21 protein-coding genes and 1 pseudogene are annotated in these 23186 nt (G+C 67.1%); 9 read left to right on the top strand and 13 right to left on the bottom strand.

Annotated features, from left to right (window positions below):
- Positions 1-171 precede the first annotated feature (171 nt).
- The 5 genes and pseudogenes from CA983_RS47500 to CA983_RS00775 form a co-directional block, all read left to right on the top strand.
- Positions 172-372, top strand: a pseudogene (locus tag CA983_RS47500) (thioredoxin domain-containing protein); the annotation flags it as partial.
- 121 nt (positions 373-493) lie between these two features.
- Entirely contained in the window at positions 494-898 is a 405-nt protein-coding gene (locus CA983_RS00790) for a PaaI family thioesterase (RefSeq protein WP_086598904.1), read from the top strand.
- A gap of 5 nt (positions 899-903) precedes the next feature.
- Positions 904-1575, top strand: coding sequence for a TetR/AcrR family transcriptional regulator (locus tag CA983_RS00785; RefSeq protein ID WP_244206535.1), 672 nt, complete (start codon positions 904-906; stop codon positions 1573-1575).
- 614 nt (positions 1576-2189) lie between these two features.
- The gene (locus tag CA983_RS00780) at positions 2190-2393 is read left to right on the top strand and encodes a hypothetical protein (protein WP_143645429.1); all 204 of its coding nucleotides are present in this window, start codon (positions 2190-2192) and stop codon (positions 2391-2393) included.
- 246 nt (positions 2394-2639) lie between these two features.
- On the top strand, positions 2640-3233 hold the full coding sequence (locus tag CA983_RS00775; protein ID WP_244206533.1) for a SigE family RNA polymerase sigma factor: 594 nt from the start codon (positions 2640-2642) through the stop codon (positions 3231-3233).
- A 564-nt stretch (positions 3234-3797) separates the two neighbouring features.
- Here the strand turns inward: CA983_RS00775 and CA983_RS00765 are convergent.
- The gene (locus CA983_RS00765; RefSeq protein WP_086598900.1) at positions 3798-4811 is read right to left on the bottom strand and encodes a terpene synthase family protein; all 1014 of its coding nucleotides are present in this window, start codon (positions 4809-4811) and stop codon (positions 3798-3800) included.
- 6 nt (positions 4812-4817) lie between these two features.
- Positions 4818-6209, bottom strand: a complete 1392-nt coding sequence (locus CA983_RS00760) for a cytochrome P450 (protein WP_086598899.1) — start codon at positions 6207-6209, stop codon at positions 4818-4820.
- A 314-nt stretch (positions 6210-6523) separates the two neighbouring features.
- On the opposite strand from CA983_RS00760, the gene CA983_RS00755 reads away from it, so the two are divergent.
- Together CA983_RS00755 and CA983_RS00750 are read left to right on the top strand one after the other, a co-directional pair.
- The gene (locus CA983_RS00755; RefSeq protein ID WP_086598898.1) at positions 6524-7894 is read left to right on the top strand and encodes an MmgE/PrpD family protein; all 1371 of its coding nucleotides are present in this window, start codon (positions 6524-6526) and stop codon (positions 7892-7894) included.
- A gap of 183 nt (positions 7895-8077) precedes the next feature.
- Positions 8078-8914: an alpha/beta hydrolase family protein gene (locus tag CA983_RS00750; protein ID WP_086598897.1), complete on the top strand. Its 837-nt coding sequence runs from the start codon at positions 8078-8080 to the stop codon at positions 8912-8914.
- Here the strand turns inward: CA983_RS00750 and CA983_RS00745 are convergent.
- The 8 genes from CA983_RS00745 to CA983_RS00710 all read right to left on the bottom strand — a co-directional run bounded on the left by CA983_RS00745 (position 8907) and on the right by CA983_RS00710 (position 16813).
- Positions 8907-9917 carry an alpha/beta hydrolase gene (locus tag CA983_RS00745; RefSeq protein WP_086598896.1) on the bottom strand — a complete coding sequence of 337 codons (1011 nt, stop codon included), beginning with the start codon at positions 9915-9917 and terminating at the stop codon, positions 8907-8909. The two genes, CA983_RS00750 and CA983_RS00745, sit on opposite strands and share 8 nt — an antisense overlap.
- A gap of 54 nt (positions 9918-9971) precedes the next feature.
- Positions 9972-10319 carry a DUF4387 domain-containing protein gene (locus CA983_RS00740; RefSeq protein WP_086598895.1) on the bottom strand — a complete coding sequence of 116 codons (348 nt, stop codon included), beginning with the start codon at positions 10317-10319 and terminating at the stop codon, positions 9972-9974.
- On the bottom strand, positions 10312-11697 hold the full coding sequence (locus tag CA983_RS00735) for an acyclic terpene utilization AtuA family protein (protein WP_086598894.1): 1386 nt from the start codon (positions 11695-11697) through the stop codon (positions 10312-10314). The genes CA983_RS00740 and CA983_RS00735 overlap by 8 nt, the downstream gene beginning before the upstream one ends.
- A 71-nt stretch (positions 11698-11768) precedes the next feature.
- Entirely contained in the window at positions 11769-12812 is a 1044-nt protein-coding gene (locus tag CA983_RS00730; RefSeq protein ID WP_244206531.1) for a phosphoglycerate dehydrogenase, read from the bottom strand.
- Positions 12809-14083 (bottom strand): MFS transporter, encoded by a 1275-nt coding sequence (locus CA983_RS00725; RefSeq protein WP_086598892.1) that lies wholly within the window; start codon positions 14081-14083, stop codon positions 12809-12811. The genes CA983_RS00730 and CA983_RS00725 overlap by 4 nt, the downstream gene beginning before the upstream one ends.
- Positions 14080-14517 (bottom strand): hydantoinase B/oxoprolinase family protein, encoded by a 438-nt coding sequence (locus tag CA983_RS47035; protein WP_086598891.1) that lies wholly within the window; start codon positions 14515-14517, stop codon positions 14080-14082. The genes CA983_RS00725 and CA983_RS47035 overlap by 4 nt, the downstream gene beginning before the upstream one ends.
- Positions 14514-15659, bottom strand: coding sequence for a tartrate dehydrogenase (locus CA983_RS00715; RefSeq protein WP_086598890.1), 1146 nt, complete (start codon positions 15657-15659; stop codon positions 14514-14516). Before CA983_RS00715 ends, CA983_RS47035 begins: the two co-directional genes overlap by 4 nt.
- Before the next feature lie 245 nt (positions 15660-15904).
- Positions 15905-16813 carry a LysR family transcriptional regulator gene (locus tag CA983_RS00710; RefSeq protein ID WP_086598932.1) on the bottom strand — a complete coding sequence of 303 codons (909 nt, stop codon included), beginning with the start codon at positions 16811-16813 and terminating at the stop codon, positions 15905-15907.
- A 72-nt stretch (positions 16814-16885) separates the two neighbouring features.
- On the opposite strand from CA983_RS00710, the gene CA983_RS00705 reads away from it, so the two are divergent.
- Positions 16886-17605, top strand: a complete 720-nt coding sequence (locus tag CA983_RS00705) for a GntR family transcriptional regulator (protein WP_086598889.1) — start codon at positions 16886-16888, stop codon at positions 17603-17605.
- 76 nt (positions 17606-17681) lie between these two features.
- Here CA983_RS00705 and CA983_RS00700 read toward each other — a convergent pair whose 3' ends face one another.
- From CA983_RS00700 to CA983_RS00690, 3 genes are all read right to left on the bottom strand, one after another.
- The gene (locus CA983_RS00700) at positions 17682-19061 is read right to left on the bottom strand and encodes a sensor histidine kinase (RefSeq protein WP_158101814.1); all 1380 of its coding nucleotides are present in this window, start codon (positions 19059-19061) and stop codon (positions 17682-17684) included.
- Positions 19062-19108: 47 nt separating this feature from the next.
- A complete protein-coding gene (locus tag CA983_RS00695; RefSeq protein ID WP_086598887.1) occupies positions 19109-19828 on the bottom strand; it encodes a response regulator transcription factor in 720 nt (239 codons plus the stop codon).
- Between the two features lie 108 nt (positions 19829-19936).
- On the bottom strand, positions 19937-22141 hold the full coding sequence (locus tag CA983_RS00690; RefSeq protein WP_244206530.1) for an MMPL family transporter: 2205 nt from the start codon (positions 22139-22141) through the stop codon (positions 19937-19939).
- 356 nt (positions 22142-22497) lie between these two features.
- Between CA983_RS00690 and CA983_RS00685 the strand changes: the two genes are divergently transcribed.
- Positions 22498-23175, top strand: coding sequence for a leucine-rich repeat domain-containing protein (locus CA983_RS00685; protein WP_425276406.1), 678 nt, complete (start codon positions 22498-22500; stop codon positions 23173-23175).
- Positions 23176-23186: the final 11 nt, after the last annotated feature.

Here is a 23186-nt window from a genome sequence, read left to right as displayed (position 1 = left end):
GCCGACGACATCCTGGTGGTGCGCGGCTCCGCCGGCCTGGGCTCCGTCAGTCGTCGAAGTAGGCCTTGGCAACGGCGTAGCTGTCCTCGTAGAGGTGGCAGCGGTTGATCCGCCGGTCCCCGGACCGTGGTGTGCAGAGGTAGCGTGCGTCACCATGATGCGCGCTTGGACCGACTGCGCATCCGGCTGGGCCGCAGCGCCCGCCAGTTGCATTGGGTCAACATCTGGCGTGACCCGGCAGGAGCCGCGGCAGTGAGGACGGCCAACGCCGGCAATGAGACAGTGCCGACTGTCGTCGTAGCGGGCCGGCCGCACACCAACCCCGATCCTGAATGGGTGCGCGCGCAGCTCTGCCCTGGGGGCCGAGACTGAGCGGAGGTCACACTGCCTCAACTCCGTTACGTAGCCCCTGAAGAGACCAGAAGCCAGCTGGGTTGACGGCCTGAGTTAACGCCGATAAGTTATCGGCATTAATCTACACTGGGAGTAGCCGGTGCTCACACTTGAAGCCGAAGACGTCTACGCGCTCGCGCCGTATGCCAAGACGCTCGGAGTCGTGTTCGAGGAGATCACAGCGGCCAGGGTGCAAGCCAGGTTGGAGCACGATCTCTCCCTGTCCACGGTGGGCGGCGGCCTCCACGGAGGGGCGTTGATGGGGCTCGCCGATGTGTGTGCCGCCGTTTGCGCCGCCCTCAACGGTCCAGCCGGCGCCGCACCGGCCACCGTGGAGTCGAGCACGCATTTCCTTCGGCCGGCACGCACGAGCGTCCTTGCGACAGCTCGCCCCCTGCGTTTGGGACGCAACGCTGTCGTCGAGGTCGACATTCATGATGCCGAGGGCGAACTATGCGTCCGGGTGACCCAAGTGATGACCGCCGTCAAACCGAAAACATCTTGACGCCCGTGACCGGCCCCCGAGTTCGCGCCGCCAAGGGCCAGGGCGGTCTGCTCCGAACCCAGCTTCTCGACATCGCTGATCAGCTACTTGAAAGCGGTGGCGCCGACGCCCTTACGATCCGCGCAGTGGCAACAAGTGCGGGAGTCAGCCCACCAGCCGTCTATCTCCACTTCCCCTCGAAGAAGGAACTCGTCCATGCGACGTGCCTGCGCGTGTGGAGCTCATTGTTCGTCGAGTTGGAAGCGGTGTCCCGAACGGTCTCGGATCCTGTGACGGCGCTCTATGAAACCTGCATTGCCTACATCGCATTCGGACTTCGCCACCCCTCCCAGTACCGACTGGTGATGGATGGCGAGGCCACCGAAGCCAGCCGCCAGAACGAGGACGCCTGCTTCCGCTACTTCCGGGACAAGGTGGCAGCCTGTCTGGATGCCGGGGTACCGGTCAAGAGCAAGACCGAAACCGCCAGATTGCTGTGCGCCAGCGTGCACGGGGCGGTTTCTCTTCTGATCCACCAAGATCGTGACGCCTGGCCTCCGGATACCGATCGCTACGCCAGACGCGCGGCGTCCTCAGCCGTCCACGGAGCTCTTTTCACCGCATCCCACGCGTCCACGCCCTCGATGGCTGGCGTGATGCGGTCGGGGCTGACCCAAGCGCCAAAGCCGCTCCGCTGAGATTGGTTCCACGGCCGCACCGCACCTGTGAGGCCCCGCTCCCCTCAGCGTGAAGTCTCTGCGGCGGTCGGTGCAGCGAACGTGTCCGGCACACGAGCAAGCCACGACATGGCAAGTCACGACGGAGACCGGTAGGTCGTTCCCCGAGGTCGCCGGGGGCCTGGGATCCACAAGACGGCCCCGGAGCTGGGTCCCGTGGACGACGCGAACAGAGATGGACTCCGTCTCGCTACGCCGTCCGGTCGGCCCGTGGACCGGCCTCATGGCAGTGACGCAGATCACTGAGAATTCCCCGAATCCGCCTCGCCCGACCGACAACCCCAGGGGCCTTCGGACGTCTGTCGGATTGGATGCGCCTCCAGCAGAGGGCCGCCGCAGAGGAAGCCACCCCTGACGGTCGGTCAGCCGAGCAAATCGAACCGATGATTCGAGGACTGGAAATGTCAGTACGTCACGCTGCTGTCCGCAGCTCCCGCCCGGGCCGGGTCCGCGCCGCGCTGAGCGTCTCGGTTGTGGGCGCCGCGCTGGCTCTCGGTGGAGCCTTCACGGCGCATGCCGATTCAGCCGCGGAGGATGCTCCCGCCGGTGCGCAGAAGGCGCGCGCGGCCACTCCCATGAAGTCCACTTCCACCGGGAAGCACGCCAAGCCCTATGTGCCTGGCTCCGAGACGCCCGCCAAGCCACACGTGCCGGGCTCGGAGACCGACGTCCCGCGGGACGCGAAGCCCGCCAAGCCCTACGTACCTGGCTCGGAGACCGACGTCCCGCGGGACGCGAAGCCCGCCAAGCCGGTGCAGCGGGCGACTCCTGCCGAGTGAGGCTCTCCAGCGTTTGACCCGCTGATCGGCTCCAGGTCGTTCGGCGACACCACGTGAATGCACGCTGCACGGCTCAGGCCGAGCAGCACAACCCGTCCGCCCGGGGCTCCGGGCGGACGGGCCAGTACCGCGACGTCCAGGAGACATGTGAGAACCGCGACGATCCCCACCGCCGCACCGTCGGTCATCCGGTGGCGGAGCATGTGCAGGCCGGTGCACCGCTTGCTCTGCAGCGGAGCGGATCTGATGAGCCGAACGCGGGACGGGCTCGCTCTGCGTTCACTGGCGAGTCGGAAGGGCCGTGGCACATGGCAGTTCAAAGCCGAGTCCTTCAGTGCGACGGCAGCCGGGGAAGAACATGGCTTCAGCGAGCTTTACCATCACCGCCGACTGGCACTGGTGCGGCTGGCACTGCTTCTGGTGGACGACCTCCCAACGGCAGAGGACGTGGTACAGGACGCCTTCGCAGCGCTCCTGCACCGCCACGGTCGTCGACTCTCGGGCCTGGACGATCCCGAAGCGTACTTGCGCACCAGCGTGGTGAATTCAGCTCGGTCCGTTCTGCGCCGCCGCCGTACTGCACGTGCCTACATTCCTGAGCGTCAACACCATGTCCCGTCCGCCGACCAGAGCGTGCTCCTTGCCGAGACCCATCAGGAAGTGATCAACGCGTTGCAGCATCTCACCCGTCGGCAACGCGAGGTCTTGGTGCTGCGCTACTGGTCGGATCTCACCGAAGCACAGATTGCCGACACCCTCGGAGTCTCCCGCGGAACGGTCAAGTCAACTGCCAACCGAGCCCTGAACGCTCTGGGCAGACAACTGGAGATATCTCGATGACCGAACACCCCGATCGGCCCCGTTCCTGTCCTTCCCGCTGCCGGCACTTCGCGGAGATCTGACGATGAGCCTCGGCGAGATACGCCACGAGACGCTCGAGCAACGACTGCGCGACGCCCTGGAAGCCAGGGCCAACACCGCTGGCCCGGAACACCTGCGGCCTGCCGTCCTTCCCACGGTGCCCAGGCGGCCGTTGCTTCCCCCTCGTCGGGCCGTCATCGTGCTGTTGGGTCTGGCTGCCGCTGCTGCCTTCGCATTGCTCTTCCTCACGAACAGCACTCCGGACAGCCCGGTCCGCCCTGCCGACCGTCCCACGCATTCGGTAAACCCGCCCGCGTCTCAACTCCCGGCTTCTCCCGCCGCCACCCCGTTACCGCCCCCCAGAGGGGCCGCCCCTGAGGAAGGACCCGACCCGGCCTCGACCGCCACCCGACCGAGCGATGACCAACCTTGACGGGTGACAACCGAATCGCGGTTCGAGCTGCGGCCTGCGGGCATCAGCGTGATCGCGAACGTGCGCCCCACCCGCTCATGACCCGCGTCGTGGCTGTTCGGCAGTCGAGGTCACCCGCGAAGCAGGTCGTCGGGGTAGCTCGCGGAGCGGCCGGAAGGCTGGAGGTCGTCGACGGCGTACCGCTCGACCGAAGAGTGCCATAGGAGTTGCCCGCTCAGGTTGGCAGCGATGTTGTCCGCGTAATCGGATGCCGCAGCGCGGATCTGGCGCGGCACAGCTTGCCTGTCGAGTTCCTCGGAGAGTTCCTGCCGTGCTGTCACGACCGCGTGGACGTGTGCGTCGGCCAGCTCCGCCACCCGGTCCACGGCTTCCTGCACAGAGCAGTGGTGTGTGTCCCGGATGATGGTGACCGCGTTGTACTGATAGCCGACGAGGGTTTCGCGGTGGACGGAGAAGACGTCGTTGACCAGAGCGACGTGCACCGCGCCGGCGCGGCGCAGTCTGTACATCGGACCGCACATGCGCACGGAGTCGGGTAGGAACACGGGAAGGCGCAGCTCGTCCAGGTCCCACAGCCAGGGCATCCCGACGGAGTACATCCTCCAGCCGAGGTATGCGTCCAGGCGGGGTGTGGTCCCCAGGGCACTGAGACTGGCTTCCGTTGCGTAGGACTGCAGGAACGCCCGGAAGTGCCGGAGGAAGGCGTTGCGCCAGGCGATGGGCCGGCCCACGGACGTCCTGGCCCACAGGTCGCTCAGCGCCCGGGCGACCGGAGAGGGGCCAGGAGCCGGCTGGCCCCGCAGGATGTCGCAGAGCTCGTCGATGGCTGCCACCCGTGCTTGCGGCCTTTCCGTCAGGCCGTCCTCGTCCATCTGGTCGTCGATCCGGAAGGTCAGGGCAAGCCACTGAAGACCGGTGGTCAGCATGCCAAGGTCGGCACGAGGCCACACATGAGCCCCTGACAGGTCGGCTCCCGTGCGCAGCATTCTGGCGCGTGCCTTCTCCGTCGGCGCCAGGCCGTAAGTGTCGATCCACGCCCACATCGCCGGGGACGCCTGCTCCAGGTACGGATTGCACTCCACCGGGAAAGGCAGGTCGAAGCTCGGCATTCTGAAATCGGCCACCGCAGGTCAGTTCCCCGGCTCCTGGAGGTAGTAGGCCATGGTCAGCACATCCGGAGTGACAGTCATGACTGCCTGCTGCCGGGGAGCGCGTGACGTCAGACGGAAATCGGACCAGGTCTGCAGGATGGTCGCGAGGGTGATCACCAGTTCCGTCCATGCGAACGCTTCCCCGATGCACTGGCGGCGGCCGGCGCCGAAGGCGAGGAAGGAGCCGCGGACTTCTTTGGCGCGCTCCGGGGCCCAGCGGTCCGGGTCAAAACGGTCCGGGTCAGCGAAGACCTGAGGGTCATGCTGGTAGAGGTAGGGGCTCCAGACGACATCGGCGCCCGCCGGGATCCGGTGCCTGTCGAGGTCGACGGCGCGAGTGGTCCGGCGGGTGGTCAGCCATACGGGCCCGTACATCCGGATGGCCTCCTGCAGAACCTGGCGGGTGTACGGCAGGCTGTCCAGGTCCTCGTGGCGTACAGGCCGCTGCCCGCATACGGTGTCCAGTTCCTTTCGCAGGCGCGCTGTGATCTCGTGATGCTGGGACAACTCGTACAGCGTCCAGGCCAGCGTCGTTCCCGAGGTCTCGATCGCGCCGACGAGCAGGGTGATGACCTCGTCCTGGAGTTGCTGCGGGGTGAGGGGGTCCTTGGCTGTGAGAAGGGCCTGCAGCAGCCCTTTTCCCTGCTGGGCGTGGTGTGGGCAGCCACTTGTCATGGGGGCGGCCGGCAGAGGGTCTGCGTTGTGTGACCCGCGGGCGTGGTCGATGGCCTGACCGACGATCACACGCAGTCGCCGCACGTTGCGTTCGTGGGTTCGGTTGGCGGGCAACGGCAGTCGAGTGACCCAAGGAGGCTGGATCGTCCGCCGGATGGTCCCTCGCATGATCACTGGCATGAGCTGTGGGAACTCGGTTGCCAGGCGGTCGGGAAGATTCGTGCCGAACAAGGCTACGAGGAAGGCGGCCAGGGTGACCTCGTTCATGTCCGCATGGACGTCACGTTCCTGGCCTTCGCCCCAGGAAAGGACCATGGCACGGACGCGCTCGACCATAGGGTCCGTGCGTTCGGCTATGTGGGCCCGGTTGAACATCGGCTGGAGCAGACGCCGGTTGTGCAGGTGGGCATCGCCGTCCGCGATCGTGGCGATGCCATCGCCGAAGAACGTGCGAAGAGCATCGAAGATTCTCCCGCCCTTGATGTAGTGGGCAGCGTCGGTCACCAGCACGTGCCGTGCCAGTGCGGGGTCGGTGACGACGTACGCCGGAGTGGGACCGATACGTATCCGGACGACGGGGCCGTAGTCACGCAGGGACCGCATGAAACTCAGAGGGTCGCGGGCCAGTCTGTGGCCGTGTCCGATGACCGGGAGGGCGCCAGGTGCTGTGGGGGTGGAAGACGCGGACAGGGTCATGGGCGTGTCACTCCTTGCTGGTGCGTCGGTGGATGCGTCATCCGAGGCCGACGCAGTTTCAGGGTGCATTCGGACGCTGCCGCAGGATGATCACTGCGCCGGGTACGCAAAGCCAGGCGGAGCTGCCGACGTTGCTCTGCGGCCTTCCAAGGGCATGGAGCCGTGACCACAAAGCTCTGTTGACAGCACTGCTGTAGCAAATAGGCTACAGCTCACGAGTTTTCATTCCCACCCCTAAAGCTATAGCAAACAGCAGGAGCGAAACAGAGCGACGGCCGCAGCTCTCCGTCGTCCCGCCCGAAGGAGACCACCCCATGGCTCTCGCCGATGAACTCAGTTCGTACGCCACGTCCTTGCGTTACTCCGATCTCAGCCCGCACGCCATCCACACGACCAAGCAGCGCCTCGTCGACAGCCTCGGCTGCGGACTCGGCGCCTTCCACGCGCCGCCCTCGCGGAACGGCCGGGCCTTCGCCGAGGCCCACCCCTCCACGGCAGCCACCATTCTGGGAACCAGGCAGACCACCACCGCGGACATCGCCGCGTTCGTCACGGGGACGATGGTGCGCTACTTCGACTTCAACGACGGCTACATCGGCAAGGAGGTCGGGCACCCCAGTGACAACATCCCGGTCTGTCTGGCCGTCGGCGAGTCCCAGAAGGCGTCCGGAGAGGACCTCATCCTCGCGATCGTCCTCGCCTACGAGATGCAGTGCAGGTTCCAGGACGCAGCCAACCTCCACAGCGGAGGGTGGGACCACGTCAACTTCGTGCTTGTGTCCTCGGCCGTTGCGGCCGGCCGGCTGATGGGGCTCTCGCAGCAACAGCTGACCGAGGCGATCAACATAGCCGTGAACAGCCACATCGCCCTACGGCAGGTGCGGTCCGGAAACCTCTCCCAGTGGAAGGGGTGCTCCGCCCCCAACGCCGCACGGAACGGCATTGTCGCGGCGGAGCTCGCCAAGCACGACTTCACCGGCCCCTCGCCGATCTTCGAAGGTGAGATGGGATTCATGAACCAGATCACCGGCATCTTCTCCCTCGATGTCGGCGAGTTCGGGAACCGGGACAATCAGTCCTATGCCATTTCACGGACACTGACCAAGATGCTGCCGACGAACGGGGAGATGCAGACCGCGGTCTGGGCTGCGGTCTCGGTGCGGGACAGGATCGCGGACCTTGACGCCATCGACTCCGTGCAGGTCGACACGACCCACGTCGGCTACAAGTTCCTGGGCAAGGACCCCGAGAAGTGGAAGCCCACTACGCGAGAGACCGCTGACCACAGCCTCCCGTACACCGTGGCCCGGGCGCTGCTGGACGGCGCGATCACCATCGAGTCCTACAGCGACGAGGCGATCAGGGATCCAGCGGCTCTGACCCTGATGCAACGCATCTCGGTACGGGAGGATCCGGCCCTGACCGAGATCTTTCCCGAGTACATCCCCAACCGGGTGGCCGTCACGCTCACTTCAGGTGAGGTGCTGACGGAGGAGGTTCGTGACGCCCCCGGTGGAGGGCGAGTGGCGATGACCGACGAGCAGTTCGAGGAGAAGTTCCACGGCCTGCTGCGAGCCCTCGCCCCCGAAGCCCAACGCGAGGAGATCCTCTCCCTCGCCTGGGGCGTCGAGAATCTGCCCGACCTGTCACCGCTTCTCCGGGCCACGGCGCTCGACACCACGTGAGCACCTTCGACTTCATGTGCCACGATCAAGCCTTCTACGACGCCCTCGTAGTCGGCGGCTTCCTCAGCAAGGAGTCTCCCTCCCCCGCCCGACGGTCACGGGCGACCTGCGTGACAACGACTGCTACGCAGACCAGTAGTACGCACCGCTGATGGACCTCTCCGTGGGCAAGGAGCACACCGCATGACCGCCGAACGCCCGTTGGCGCCCTGGGACCTGCCCGCCGGCCACCCCGGCATCTCGTTCCTCACCGGCCCCACAGCGCAGTTCGCCCTCGCCCGCGACCCGCGCTTCTCCTACTGCCTTTACGTCCCCCGACACCACAGCCCCGACGTCCCGCCTCGCCCTCTGGTGGTCACCGTCCACGGAACGCGGCGGCGCAGCGAAACGCTCCGCAACGCCTTCACCGACTTCGCCGAGGCCCACGACTGTGTCGTCCTCGCCCCGCTCTTCCCCGCCGGGATCACCGGCCCCAACGACGTGGACAGCTACAAGCTCCTGTCCACCACCGGATTCCGCCCCGACGAGCTGCTGCTGGACATGGTCGAAGAAGCCGCCGCTCGCTGGCACGTGCGCACCGACCGCTTCCACCTGCACGGCTTCTCCGGCGGCGGCCAGTTCGCCCACCGCTTCGCCTACCTGCACTCCGACCGACTGGCCTCGCTGTCCATCGGCGCGCCCGGACGCATCACCCTCCTGGACCCCACACGGGCCTGGCCGCACGGCACAGCCGACATGAAGGAGCAGTTCTCGACCGATGCCGACCCGGCCGCCCTGCGCGGCCTGCCCGTGCAATTGGTCATCGGCGAGGACGACAACGGCACCGCCGATCTGCCACCTCCCGACGCCGGCGGAGCCGCGCCCACCGGGACCAGCCGCATGGACCGCATCAACTCTCTGCGGGCCAACTGGCGCGCCCACGGAATCGATACACGTCTCGATGTCATCCCCGGCGTAGCCCACGACCACTTCGCGGTGCTGGCGGCAGTCAAGGAGTTCCTCGCCGCCCAGCTCACCTGACCATGGCGGGGCCGATGTCGGTGGACGGAGGTGTCGCGAGCACCCTGCGCAGTGCGCTGTGACGGCGTGACCGGACTCGCACGCTCAGATCGGCCTCGGGGGCAAGACTCTCACCGCCGTGAATGCCGCCAGGGTAGACATACAGTTCGGTCGGCACTCCTGCCCACATGAGTCTTTGCGCGAAGTCCATGGCCTCGTCGCGGAACAAGTCGAGGTCACCAGTGTCGATGTACGTCGGCGGAAGCCCCGTGAGATTGCCGGCACGTGCCGGTGCCGCGTAGGGCGACACCCTCTCGGTACCGAAGTCCTCTCCCAGATACGCCTGCCAGGACTGGCGGTTCGCCTCGCGGCTCCATGCCCCGAACCCGGTGTTGACGTGACTTGAGTGTGTCGTCTGCCGGTCGTCCAGCATGGGCGAGACGAGCGTCAGGTAAGCGATCTCAGGACCGCCTCGGTCACGGGCGAGCAGGGCGGCGGCCGTGACCAGGCAGCCGCCCGCACTCGGTCCGTAGAGAGCGATGCGGTGCGGGTCGATGCGCAGCTCATGCTGACGTGCCGCTGTCCAGGCGAGAGCCGCATAGCAGTCGTCGACCGCAGCGGGGTAAGGGTTCTCAGGTGCCAGGCGATACTCCACCGAGACGACGACACAGTCTGTCGCCTGTGCGAGCTCGACGGCCTTCGCCTCGTCACCGGCGATGCTTCCCGTGACCAGTCCTCCACCGTGGACGTAACAGATGCACGGCGCGGGCACGGCACTTCCTGCAGGTCGGTAGGCCCGCACCTGAACGGCGGTATGCGGGGAGGTGTCGGACCGGATCGAGAAGTCACGGACATCGACGTCATGGTGTGCGGCGGCCTTGGGCCGGAGAGCGGAGAGTTCAGCCTGCCTCTGCCGTCGGGCCGTGATGCTGTCGATGCCGCTCAGCCCCTGAGGGCCGACGAGGCTGAGATACTGGTCAAGGCGAGCCCGCACCTGCGGGTCTATACGTTCTTCGGCGCCCATGTCCGCAGTCCTTCACTCAGGCCGCCGCGGCCAATGGATCGGCTCCTCCCGCGCTCACCGCTCCCGGGTGCCGTCGGCAGGGGGCACGGGCAACATCGCAAGCGGCACATGGTGTTGACCGGAGTGGATGTCACGGTCGCGAAGCGAAGCCTGGCTGACGGGACGAGGGAAAGAGATCTTGACGACGTTCAGCGACGGGATGCGGAACATCTGGATCTCGCTCTCGTCGACTCCGTAGAGCTCGGCGACCGTGCGCTCGTTGAGGAACGACTCGTCAGCCGCGATGCCGTAACCGTCCGAGTCACGCATGAACAATTCCATGGTGACCCAGAAGGGCCCGGCGTTCTTCGACCGGACCTCGAACGCCAGGTCTCCGAGAGTGGTGGGGCCGGTCTCAGCCATGGTGTGAGGTCTCCTCGATCTCGATGCGGAACATGTCGGTGGGGGTGATGCTGTCGACGACATGGTTGAGCACGAACTCATACGCGGGCCCGCGCTCGACCTCGGCCGGGGAGGTGGCGAACGCGAGACTCGGCAGGTAGTCCATGTCGGGTGTGGGCAGATGCAGCATCAACGGGTTGGCGATCTTCGCCACGGCTGTGGCGGTCTCCTGGTCCGGCGCGTTGACGAGAAGCATGACTCCCACCTCACGAGGCGCCTCCTGGCCCGGGTCGAGGTCCTTCAGTACCGCGTTGTAGCCGTAGAGACGTACGTCGAAGGCGTACTTGTCTTCGCTGAGACCGAGCGTCTGCTCCACCCGCTGTGTGAGCATCACGCGCAGAAGATCGGCCCAGTCCTCGATGTTCGCAAGGATGTGCGGATCGCGGACAGCGCTGAACGACAGCGTCTCGTAGCCGGTGATCCGGGCGCCCTCCAGCTTGATGGTGTGCTGGTCGGCGACGTGGAACCGCGAGCCCTCGACCCGCACCGTGCGGTCGTCGAGAGCCGTGTACGTGGCCTCGCGGACGTCCAGGGTTCCATCGGGCTCGCGCATCTGGAAGGGGTTCGCCGTCTCGTAGAGCATGTGCGCGGCAACCAGGATCGGCGTACAGGAGACGGCGGGGTCGAGCGGCTCGATGGTGAAGCCGTCGGCGTCGATGGTGGCCAGCACCCCACCGGCACGTGGGTTGCTGGTGCACTGTCCGCCGCATTCGACGATCTTGGCGGCATGCCACGTCGGTCCGGACGGCATCCCCTTCATGAGGGGATAGGCGGCCGCGACGGCGGTGTCGGTGGCGCGGCCTGCGAGCACCACCTGGGCGCCGGCTTCGAGCGCGGCAACGATCGGCTCATGTCCCATCATGCCCACGATGTGGGTGCAGTTCTCGATCGTCTCGGGCTGCAGGTCCCCCAACGGAGGCAGAGGATGGATGTGCCCTGACGCCAGACGCTCCTTGAGGGTGTCGGCATCCTGCTCGCTGTAGATCCGGGCAACCCGCAGGCGCAGCCCTTCGTCCGAAAGGATCTCGGCGACGATGCCCGCGACCCAGTCGACACCATGGTCGGTGCCACTGGTGCCGCACGAGCCCACGATCAGCGGGATGCCGGCACGTGCCGCGGCCTTCAGCAGCACACGCAGGTCGCGGGCGACTGCCGCGCGCGTGGTCTTGGGCTGGGACGAGCCGAGGTAGTAGGGCCCGGAGTCGGTGCTCCCGCCGTCCACGGAGATCACGTCGGCGCCGAGTTCCAGACCGTGCTCGATCGTGGATTCGGGAAAGCCGGCCCCGAGCATGCCGGTCGGTGCCAGGACCCTGACGCAGCCATCCGGTTCGTTTCGCATCGTTCCTCTTCCTGAATCTTTCCGATCGGCATTCGGCACTTGTCGCTTAGGTGTCACTCGGCTCCCTCGGCTCACTCTGCGGCGAAGGTCTGTGGCAACAGGTGAGCGTTCACCGGGAACCGGGGGCGCCCCGCGAGTGCGGCCACCACCTCTGCCGCGCCCTGGAGCCCGGCGGCCGCCCGGGCCTCGGCGGTCTGCCCCGCCAGGTGGGAGAAGACAACGATCCCGTCCACATTCCGCAGCGGACTGTCGGCCGCGAGCGGCTCGTCGCTCACCACGTCGAGAGCCGCCGCGGCGATCTGTCCGGTGCGCACGGCATCGGCGAGTGCCCGCGCGTCGACGATCGCTCCGCGCGCGGTGTTGATCAGGACCGCTGTCGGTTTCATCTGACGCAAAGCGGGGGCGCCGAGAAGACCTCGCGTCCGTTCCGTCAGCGCGGTGTGCACCGACAGGTAGTCGGCGGTTGCCAGCAGTTCGGGAAGCTCGACGAACCGCACCGACGCATCGCTTCGCTCCTTCTCCGGCACACCGGTCGTGCTGAGCACCCGCATGCCGAAAGCCCGCGCAAGCGGCACAACGGCGCGCGCGGCGGCCCCGTACCCGAGCAGGCCGAGAGTCTTGCCGCGCAGTTCATGACCGTCTTCCCTCGGCCAGCCGCCGGCCTCGACACCCGCCGCGCTCTGCACCAGGCGCCGGGCCGCAGCCAGCATCAGAGCGATGGTGTACTCAGCCACGGCGTTGGCGTTGATCCCCGGCAGATTGCTCACCGTGATCCCCAGCTCGGCCGCGGCATCGACGTCGATCGAGTCGTAGCCCACGCCGGTGCGCACGATGGCCCGCAGCATGGGCGCTCGGGACAGGACCTCGGCGGTCAAGGGCTCGTTCGCGACGAGCGCCGCGTCGACCCCGTCGAGGGCGGCTACGAGTTGCTCCGGCTCGCGTCGGCCGGCCAGGGGCGAGTGGACCGTCGTGTGACCGTGTGTCCGAAGGTACTGGTCGACCTCGTCGCCGGGCCGTAGGTAGTCCGTGGTGATCAGGATGCGAGGCACACGTTCCCCATCTCTGGCTGCGCCCGTCGCCTGGATGGCATGGGGCCGCAGGACTCGGTTCGTCACTTGGCGAGGGTCAGGGCGGTTCGGCGCTGCAGGGCGCTGATCCTGACGACGACGACGATCGACAGCGCGGCGACGACGGCGACGTCCAGAAGCATCAAGGGCCAGCCGGTGACGTCGACCATCGCGCCGACCAGTGCCGGGCCCAGGAAGCCACCGCCGGCCCAGCCGACGGTGTACATGCCGGCGTAGGTCCCGAAGACCCGGGCGGAAGGGGCGAGGTTCCACAGGACCACGACCGCATTGACCAGGAAACACGTCGCGCCGGCTGCGGCGATGCACAAGGCCACGGCGGCGCCCGCCGGTGTCGGGACGATCGTCCCCAGCACCATGGCCGCGGCGAAGACCGACATACCGATGGCCATGACCCGGAGACGTCCATAACGTTCGGCGAGTACCGCCGCCGGATAGGCCGCCACGATGAAGGCGATACCACTGGGCAGTGTCAGGCCACCGGCGGCTCCCCGTGACATGTCGAGAGCCTCGGTTCCGTACGGCGTCATCAACGACCGGGACGCGGCCCACGCGCTGCCGAACAGGAAGATCGCGACGAGCAGCAGGAGCCGACTGCGGTCGGTGTCCCTGAGGATCTCGAAGAAGGTGTCCCGGACGCGTGGCTCCTTACGCTCGGCGTGCTGGATCTCAAGGCCTTCCGCCACCGCGGCCCGGTAGGCCGGGGACCTGCTGTCGCGCACGGTGGCCGCGAGCACCCCGATGGAGAGCAGCATGATGACCGCGGGGATCGCGAACGCGATGCTCAGATGGTTGTCGACCAGAAAAATGCTGAGGGCCGCCGCAACGATGGCTGTCAGACTCGATGCGATCTTGACTGCGGCGTTGGCCCGGCTGCGTCGCTCGGGCGCGATGAAGTCCGGAACGAGCGCTTCGGCGATCGGCTTGAAGGTGTTCGCCACGAGTGCGTACGTGAACATGGTCGCGATCAGGAGGGGCAGTGACGCCGAGGTGTGCGGGATGGTCAAGAACAGTGCGGCGGCGATGGGCATCCCGACCACGAGATACGGCATGCGCCGCCCCCAGGAGGTCCTCGTGCGGTCCGACCGGTTGCCGATCCACGGCTGGATGAAAATGCCCAGCAGGTTGTCCATGCCCATCAGCAGACCCACCACGGCTGCGCTGCTGATGTGTTCCCGCAGGAGCGGTGGCACCTGGGATTCGTAGAAGTTCCAGGTCGACTCCTGCGCGAAGACCGCGAGAGCGACCAGGAACGTGATGCGCCGGGTCCGTGAGCGCTGCCCTACCGACGTCGTCGTCATGAGGGGTCGTCCCTCCCTCTGTGTCGGAGGACAGTCACTGGCCGATCTCGACGATGAAGGGGCAGGTCGTCAGCGACCCTGATCCGGCAGTCCGGTCCGAAGGAGCAGGACGCCTCTCGTTCCTGGAAGACGGCAGGGCCGGCCAGTTCGGTCCCGGCCGTCAGCGCATATCGGTTCCAGACAGTCGCCTCTGTCAGCCCATGTCCCGGGAAGTGGATCGACCGGACACCGCGGCTCGCCTCCTCCCCTCGCGCAGGGACGTTTTCTGCTGACATGTCATGACCGGGGAGTTGGACGATTGTGCAGTCGTGGGACTCCCGGATGATCGTGGAGAAGGCCGTGCGGAGCATGGTGGAGGCTGCCTCGTCGGTGGCGGCGGCGAGCCGGTCCCATCGCACTTCGAGGCCGATCGGGTCGGAGACAGGCCTGATCATGATGCCGAGGTGTCCTCTCCGGCCGGGTCGACGGCCACCGCTCCCCCGTTGTCGTCTGCGGGCAGGTCCGCCACGACCCGGTCCGCGATGGCCTTTCCGAGCTCGGCCGTGGTGCCCGTGCCTCCGAGGTCGGGGGTGAGCACACCGGGCTGTGCGTCGAGAACGGCCTCGATCGCCTCCACGACGCGCGCGGCGGCCTCGTGTTCGCCGAGGTGCGCGAGCATCATCGCGCCGCTCCAGATCTGGCCCACGGGGTTGGCGACGCCGAGGCCGGCGATGTCGGGGGCTGACCCGTGGACCGGCTCGAACAGGCTGGGGTAGGTACGGTCCGGGTTGATGTTGGCACTGGGGGCGATGCCGATCGTGCCGGTGCAGGCAGGACCGAGGTCCGAGAGGATGTCGCCGAAGAGGTTGCTGGCCACGACCACGTCGTACTGGTCGGGTTGCAGGACGAACTTGGCGGTGAGGATGTCGATGTGGTCCTTGTCCGCGGTCACTCCGGGGTACCGGGCCGCCATCTCGGCGGCGCGCTCGTCCCAGTAGGGCATGGAGATCGAGATCCCGTTGCTCTTCGTCGCCCAGGTCAGGTGCCTGCGGGGGCGGGTGGAAGCGAGATCGAACGCGTAGCGCAGCACACGGTCGACGCCCGTCCGTGTCATCACGGTTTCCTGCATCACGGTCTCGCGGTCGGTGCCCTCGAAGATCCGGCCACCGATGCTGGAGTACTCACCCTCGGTGTTCTCGCGGACGACGTAGAAGTCGATGTCACCGGGCTGGTAGTCGCGCAGAGGGCTGCGCACTCCGCGCAGCAGCCGGACCGGACGCAGATTGACGTACTGGTCGAACCCTCGCCGGATCTGCAGGAGACTGCCCCACAGCGACACGTGGTCCGGGACCACTTCCGGCCATCCGACCGCACCGAAGTAGAGCGCGTCATAGGCGCCGAGCAGCTCCCGCCAGTTCTCGGGCAGCATCGTGCCGTGCTCGAGCCAGTAGTCGGCGCTGGCGAAGTCGAACTCGGTGACGTCGAGCCGGAATCCGTGGACCTCGGAGGCGGCCTGGAGACACCTCAGGCCCTCGGGGACGACCTCTCGGCCGATCCCATCGCCCGGGATCGCCGCGATGCGATAAGTCTTCGGCACGAAACAACTCCTCAGCCTGCGTGGTCGATGCGCTCGTTCGGTGGGGAACGCCTGTGGGGGACGCCCGGTCCGGTGCGTCGCGGCCACCTCGTGGCGTGAGCCCACCTTGGCCAGCGGCGACGGGCGTTACAAGCCCGTAACCGGCAAGGTGGGTTTTCCCTTCTGGAAAGCCTGTGCCGTTCCGGTCGCTGCGCGGCCAAAGCCCGTGCACCGGCCTGCTGTGAGCGCTCGGCTGCTCTGTCACATCACCCTGATCGCCCCAGACGCGCAGGCAGGCGGGCCGCGAAATGATCGATCAGCTCCGTCACCCGGCGGGGAACGTGTCCGTCGTCCTCGAGCAAGGCGTAGATGTCGGCCGCGGGCGTCGGCACGTGAGGGAGGACGCGAACGAGCTCACCTCTCTCGATATGGGGACCGACATGCCATTCGGAACGCATGATCACGCCGCGGCCCTCAAGGGCCCAGTTGGTCACTACGTCCCCGTCGTTGCTCGACAGGGAGCCGCGCACCCGCACATGTCGCGGATCAGTGACATCACCGAACCGCCAGAGCGCGAAGTCGCTCTCGTTCTCGCGCAGCACGATGCAGTCATGCTGCGCGAGATCCTCTACCCGGGTGGGAGTTCCGCGCCGGTCCAGATAGGACGGTGCCGCGCACGGCACGCGACGGTTCTCCGCCAGCCGGCGCATCCGCATCGAGGAGTCGGGCGGGCTGCCGACGTGAACGGCCACGTCGAACTCGCGCCGATGAGGCCGCAGAGGCAGCGCCGACGTGTCGAGTCGCACCTGCAGCTGGGCGTGCAGGGCTGCGAACTCCGCCAGCAGCGGAGCCACGTGCGCTCGGCCCAGACCGAGGGTCGCCCGGACGACAAGGGAGCCGCGCAGTTCCCCGGAGCTGTCGGTCACAAGCTCTTCCAGTTCCCGGAGTTGATCGAGGATCGAGTCGAGTCTGCTCGCATACAGGGCGCCCTCCGAGGTCAGGACCAGGCGGCGGGTGCCTCGCTGGGCCAGCCGGACGTCGAGGCGTTCCTCGAGTGCCCTCAGGCGCTTGCTGATGACGGAAACCGAACATCCGAGTTGATGCGATGCCGCCGTGAGTGTCTCGCTGGCAGCGACGACTTGGAAGAACCGCAAGTCGTCGATCGACATCTTCATGCGATCCCCCATCGACAGCCACCGCGTCCGCTGCGGTTGACCGAACACGCTACAGCAAATAACATCCCGCCTATGGGAGAGCTGCCGCAACTCATGGCGCCCGAGACCTTGGGGGACCAGGCCTACCGAGCGATCCGCGAAGGAATCATCTCAGGCTCGCTCAAGCGCGGCGAGAAGGTGACCGAGCGGGGACTGGCCGAATCGCTGGACATCAGCGCCACTCCTGTCCGGGAAGCACTGCGGCGCCTCGAACAGGACCGACTCGTTGAAAGGGTCGGTCCCCGCTCCGTGCGGATCGCCAAGTTCGACGAGAGCGAACTGCGCGAGTTCACCATGATCGAGGACTCACTGCGCGCACTGTCCGCGCGGCTCGCCGCGCAGAAGTCGACCGTGGCACAGCGGCGGACCATGTGTGAACTGCTCGACAGGGCCGACGAGTTGCTCATCGAGGCCGACGGAGTCGGTGCGGGCAGCGAACGCGAACGCGAGCTGGTCGTCGAGATCCTGGACTGCATGCGTCAGTTCCATACGGTGATCGACCAGGCAAGTGGTAACTCCACGTTGCTTCAGATGCTGCACATGGTCGACGCGTTCGGCGCGGACGAACGGCGCGGCAGTGTCCTGCACGAGGTCAACAGCGACCGGCGCAGCGCTGTGCGGGACCGCTACCGCCAGCACCGCGCCATCTACGATGCCATCGCGGCGGGAGACGGCGAGCGCGCGGAGCAGTTGATGCGCGTGCACAGCCGAACCTCCAACACGTCCCGCCTCGCCGCACGCTTCTCCGGCTGACAAGCGGGAGCTCGGGTCCGCGACGTCGCCGATGCGGGATTCCTCGTCGCCACTCAAGGTGACGGGCTGCCAGCCGTCAGCTCCTACGCTGCCTGTGAGGAAGCCGGATGGTGACGGTGGTCCCGACTCCCACCGCCGACTCCACGTTCACCTGGCCGTGGTGGGCGTGCACGATGGCTTCCACGATGGCCAGGCCGAGACCCGAGCCGCCGTAGGCGCGGCTGCGGCTGGCCTCGGCGCGCCAGAATCGCTCGAAGACACGCGGCAGATCCTGAGGCGAGATGCCCGGGCCGTCGTCGATGACGGAGAGCTGCACGTCATCACGGTGGTGACTGATCTCGACCAGTACGGCGGTCCGGGCGGGAGTGTGCTGGACGGCGTTGCCCACGAGATTGCGCAGAACCTGTTGCAGACGGTTGGCATCGCCGAGGACGGGAGCAGGCGGTGCCGATGTCATGCTGATGCTGCGTAGCGGGTAAATGATCTGCGCGTCCTCGATGACGCCGGCGGCCAGCGCGGTGAGATCGACGTCGCCCTGCTCGACGGGGCGGCCCGCATCCAGGCGAGCGAGCAGAGCGAGGTCTTCCACGAGCAGGCGCATCCGTCCGACTTCGTTCTCGATGTGATCCAGGGCTGTTTCCAGGCCGGGTCCTGAGACACCGCCTTGGCGGTGCAGGTCGAGCCAGCCGGAGATGGTGGAGAGCGGGGTGCGCAGTTCGTGAGAGGTGTCGGCGGCCAGGGAGCGCACCGTCGCCTCTGCTCGGGCCTGTGCGTCGAAGGCTCGGTTGACGGCTTCGGCGAGTCGGTCGACTTCGCTGCCGTTCCGTTTGGCCGGCAGGCGTTCCGTGAGGTGGCCCTCGGCAATGGCATCGGCACTGCGGGCCATTCGGGCCAAGGGCCTCATGCCAAGGCGCAGAACGACGACGGCGAGTCCCAGCAGGACCAGCAGAGCGGCACCGACCAGGGCGAGTTGGCGCTTGATCAGAGAGCCGATGGTGCTGTCGTCGACGGAGGTGTCGATGGTGAGGACGAGGGCGGCCGGCTTGACGACGTCGTCGGCGCCTCCGCGGTCGACGATGAGTCCGGGACTGGGGATGCGGATCGCTGCGAGGCCGTGCTGCCCTTCGTCCCCTTCGTAGGTGACGATGCTGCCGACCGGTGCCGTCGCGCAGAGCTCGACGATCTTGTCGGCTGCCCGGGTCGCGGATCCGGTGCTTTCCAGGACGTTGTCATCCGGATCGACGGCGACGATGCCGAGGGGGGTTCCGAGCAGGGCGGCGAGTTGGTCTGCGTCAGCGGTCTGGGGTCCCTGTGCGATCACTTCGGTGAGGCGGTCGGCACTGTGCCGGAGGGTCCTCTCGTAGCGCTTGTCGATGAACTCCTCCAGAAGGAAGGCACTGATGGCCGCGCTGGCTGTGAGGCCGCACACGAGGAGGACGGCGAGGCCGGCCAGCAAGCGCAGACGGACGCTGGAGCGGGACCACGTGAGGCGACTGCGGAGGTTCACTTCTGGGCCTGTTCCCGGAGGGTGTAGCCGATGCCTCGGACGGTGTGCAGCAGCGGAGCATGGCCCTGGTCGATCTTGCGGCGGAGGTTGGAGATGAAGCGTTCCACGACGACGGTGTCGCCGCCGAAGTCGTACTGCCAGACGGCTTCGAGGATCTGGGCGCGGGAGAGAACCTGGCCCTGGTGGCTCAGAAGGTAGTTCAGGAGGCGGTATTCGGTGGGTGAGAGTTCGACGGCCTGACCTGCGCGGTGGACCTCGTGACGGCGATCGTCCATGGTGAGGTCCGCGCAGCACAGCGGTGTGTCCTCAGGGGCGGGGGATTCACTGCGTGTGCGGCGCAGGAGGGCCTGAAGACGAGCGCCGACTTCGACGACGCTGAAAGGCTTGGTGACGTAGTCGTCCCCGCCCAGGCGCAACCCGCGTACCCGGTCCTCAACCGCGTCACGGGCAGTGAGGAAGAGGACCGGTACGTCCACGGAACGGGCCCTGAGCAGCTGGAGGATCTCGAACCCGTCGGCCCTCGGGAGCATGACGTCGAGAACGATGACGTCGGGGGGCCGGCGCTCGATCTGCTGAAGGGCTTCCGTCAGGTCAGCTGCCACGTCGACCTCGAAACCGGCGAAGCCTAGGGCCGATATCAACAGGCGCCGGATACCGGGATCGTCATCGATCACGAGCACGCGGTCGGTGGTGCCTGGTGTGTCGACGGCGTTCATACGTGCTCCTTGTGCGGGCGGAGTGCGTGTTGCCCGACGTCTGCCACTGCTTCTGCCGTCATGGCGGAAGCGATGTACGTCCCGGTATCGGCCTGCTGTCTCATGGCGTCACATGGTCACTGGGGTGGAGGGCTGGAGGGGAACCTGAGGCACCGTGCCGGGGGCCTGGACGTCCCCGCCTTCGACGTCGAAGTGCGGCAGGACGCGGTCCAGTCGGCGGGGCAGCCACCAGGACCGGTCGCCGAGGAGAGCCATGACCGCGGGTACGAGGGTCATGCGGACCAGGAAGGCATCCACCAGGACTCCGAAGGCCAGGGCGAACGCGATCGGCATGATGTCGGCGTCGTGGGAGAAGAGGAAGCTGATGAACACCGAGATCATGATGAGGGCGGCCGCGGTGACCACGCGGGCGGCGTTGCGGGCTCCGGTGACGATGGCGAGGCGTGCGTTGCGGTGGTGGACGTAGTCCTCCCTCATGGCGGATACGAGGAACACCTCGTAGTCCATGGCGAGTCCGAACAGGACGGCCATGACGATGATGGGCATGAAGCCGGCCACGGGGCCCTGGCTGCTCACCCCCAGCGGGCCGGCCAGCCAGCCCCACTGGAAGACCGCGACGGTGGCTCCGAACGCGGCACCGACGGAAAGCAGGAATCCGATGGTGGCCTTGACGGGGATGGCGACAGACCGGAAGGCGATCATCAGAAGGAGCAGCGAGAAGCCGACGACGACGATCGCGAAGGGGGCCAGAGCGCCGCTGAGTTTGTCGGCGACGTCGATGCTGACCGCGGTCATGCCGGTGACGGCGACGTAGCTGCCGCTCGACTGGGCGAGAGGCCGCATCTCGGTACGCAGGAGTGAGACGAGCTTGCTGGTCTCCTCGGTCCGCGGCCCTGTGTCGGGGACCACCTGGATGCGGGCGGCTGTCTGGTCCTCGGCCACGTCGACGCCACTGACATCCGCGATGCCGTCGATGTCACCCAGCGCGTCCTCGACGGCGGTGGCTGTGGACTTGATGACGGTCGGGTCGTCGTCTTCGACGAGGATGACGAGAGGACCGTTCGCTCCGGGGCCGAAAGCATCACTGACCGCGTCGTAGGCCTGACGGCTCGCCGACGTTGTGGGGCCGTTGCCTTCGTCAGTGACCGCGACCTTCAGCTGCATCGCCGGAAGGGCGAGAGCGATGATGCTGACGGATCCGATGATCAGGGTACGCACCGGACGACGCAGCACGCCCTCGGTCCAGCGCACGCCCAGCGGGGTCCGGCCGGCCCGTGCCGCCCTGCGACTCGAGCGAGTCCTGGGCTTGGGGATGAGCCTGCGGCCGAGCATTCCCAGCAGTGGGGGAAGCAGGCCCAGGGCCAGGATGACGGCGGCGGCGACGGCTCCCGCGGAGGCAAGGCCCATGGAGGTGAGCATGGGGACGCCGGCGACCGAGAGGCCTGCGAGGGCGATGATCACAGTGGCGCCCGCGAACACGACGGCACTGCCTGCGGTTGCGTTGGCCTTGGCGATGGACTCCGCTACAGGCATGCCGGAGGCGAGCTGGGCGCGGTGCCGCGAGACGATGAACAGGGAGTAGTCGATGCCGACGGCCAGACCCAGCATGATGGCCAGGGTGGGTGCGTTGTCGCTCACGCCGAACACCGTCGCCAGGCCCATCATCGCGGCCATGGCGCCGACAACGCCGAGGATGGCGGTGAGCAGCGGCAGTCCGGCGGCGGCCAGCGATCCGAAGGTGATGACGAGGATGACCAGTGCCACTCCCATCCCCATCAACTCGGTGGGCCCGACGGGCGGATGTGACTCTTCGTAGGCGTCACCTCCGTAGATGGTCTTCAGACCGGCCTGTTCGGCTTGGCTGCCCGCGGCCTTCACCGCGTCGAGCGTGCCGGCGGGTACGTCCTCATCCGCCTTGGTGGTGAAGCTGACTTCCGCGACCGCGGTGCGTCCGTCCCGGGAAACGGTGCCGTCCTCGGCCGGATCGCCGACTTCGGTCACGCCGCTCACGTCGCTCGTCGCCGCGAGGGTGGATGCCAGCGCCTTCCGCAGATCCGGATCGGTCACCTTGTGCCCGGAGGGGGCCTGGAAGACGATCTGGGCGGACTGCACGTCCGGGGAGGGGAAGTGGCGGTCCATTTTGGTCAGAGCCGTCTGTGCCGGTGACCCGGGGATGGAGCTGCTGTCCTGAAAGGAGCCTGCGAACGCGAACCCCAGGCCGATCAGCGCTCCGAGAGCCAGGAGCCATGCGACCAACATCGTTCGCCACCGTCGAGCGCCGAGCGCGCCCAGCCGGTACAAGAGCGTAGCCATGCCTGCATCCCTCATCGGTAGTGGATTGAGGCTCCGATCCTCGTCGGCGAATTTGACGGGTGCCCCGCGATGTACCTGAGGGTTTGTTGACGGTCGCACCGCACCACCGTCAAGGCGCTGCCGGTACGCCACTGGTCGCCTTCCTTGACAGTAGATTATTCACTGCATGCTATAGCAGAGTCGGAGAGCGTGAGCGGTCGGCTCGTGGCAGCACGTCCCAGCCAACTGCCCCGTCGCCGCACGGACCTCAAGCCCCGGCACGAGAATCTGTATCCGGAGCGTCGAAGGAAGGGAACCCAACGGCCGTGCAGCCCACACCCACCACACTCAACCTCTGGCGCCACCGGCTCGGGAAAGTGCCCGAGCCGGTCTGGCGACGAACCGAGCTGGAGGTGCTGATCCTGGCGGACAACGGGCTTACGGACCTCCCCTCCAGGATCGGACAACTGCACCGGCTCACGACCTTGGATCTCGGCCACAACGAGCTCACGTCGCTTCCCGACTCTCTGGGTGACCTGGCCGAACTCAGCGGCTGCCTCTACCTGCACGACAACAACCTGTCCCGGCTCCCGGACTCGCTGGGAAACCTGGTGCGGCTGCGCTATCTCAACGTCGGTGAAAACCCTCTCACCGCCCTGCCCGAAACCATCGGCCGGATGACCGAGCTGATCGAACTTCGCGCCCAATACAGCCGGCTGACCACGCTGCCCGTCGGCATCGGCTGTCTCCGCAAGCTGCGCGAACTCTGGCTCCGGGCGAACAAGCTCACACGTCTGCCGGCCTCGATCGCTGAACTGGACGAGCTACGGCACCTTGACCTGCGGGAGAACGCACTCGACGAGTTGCCGGAGCCCGTGATGTGCCTTCCACGGCTTCGCCAGCTCGACCTGCGAAGCAACCGCATCGTCCAATTGCCGGGCTGGGTCGTACGGATGCCTGCGCTGGAGAAGCTGGATCTGCGCTGGAACCCCTGTACTCCCTCCCCGCAACTGCTCTGCGAGCTGGAACAGCGGGGCTGCGTGGTCCTGCTGTGAACTGCCTCGGT

It is taken from the genome of Streptomyces swartbergensis, assembly GCF_002148965.1.
Classification (GTDB): Bacteria; Actinomycetota; Actinomycetes; order Streptomycetales; family Streptomycetaceae; genus Streptomyces; species Streptomyces swartbergensis.
This window is presented reverse-complemented; position numbering and strand designations above follow the sequence as displayed.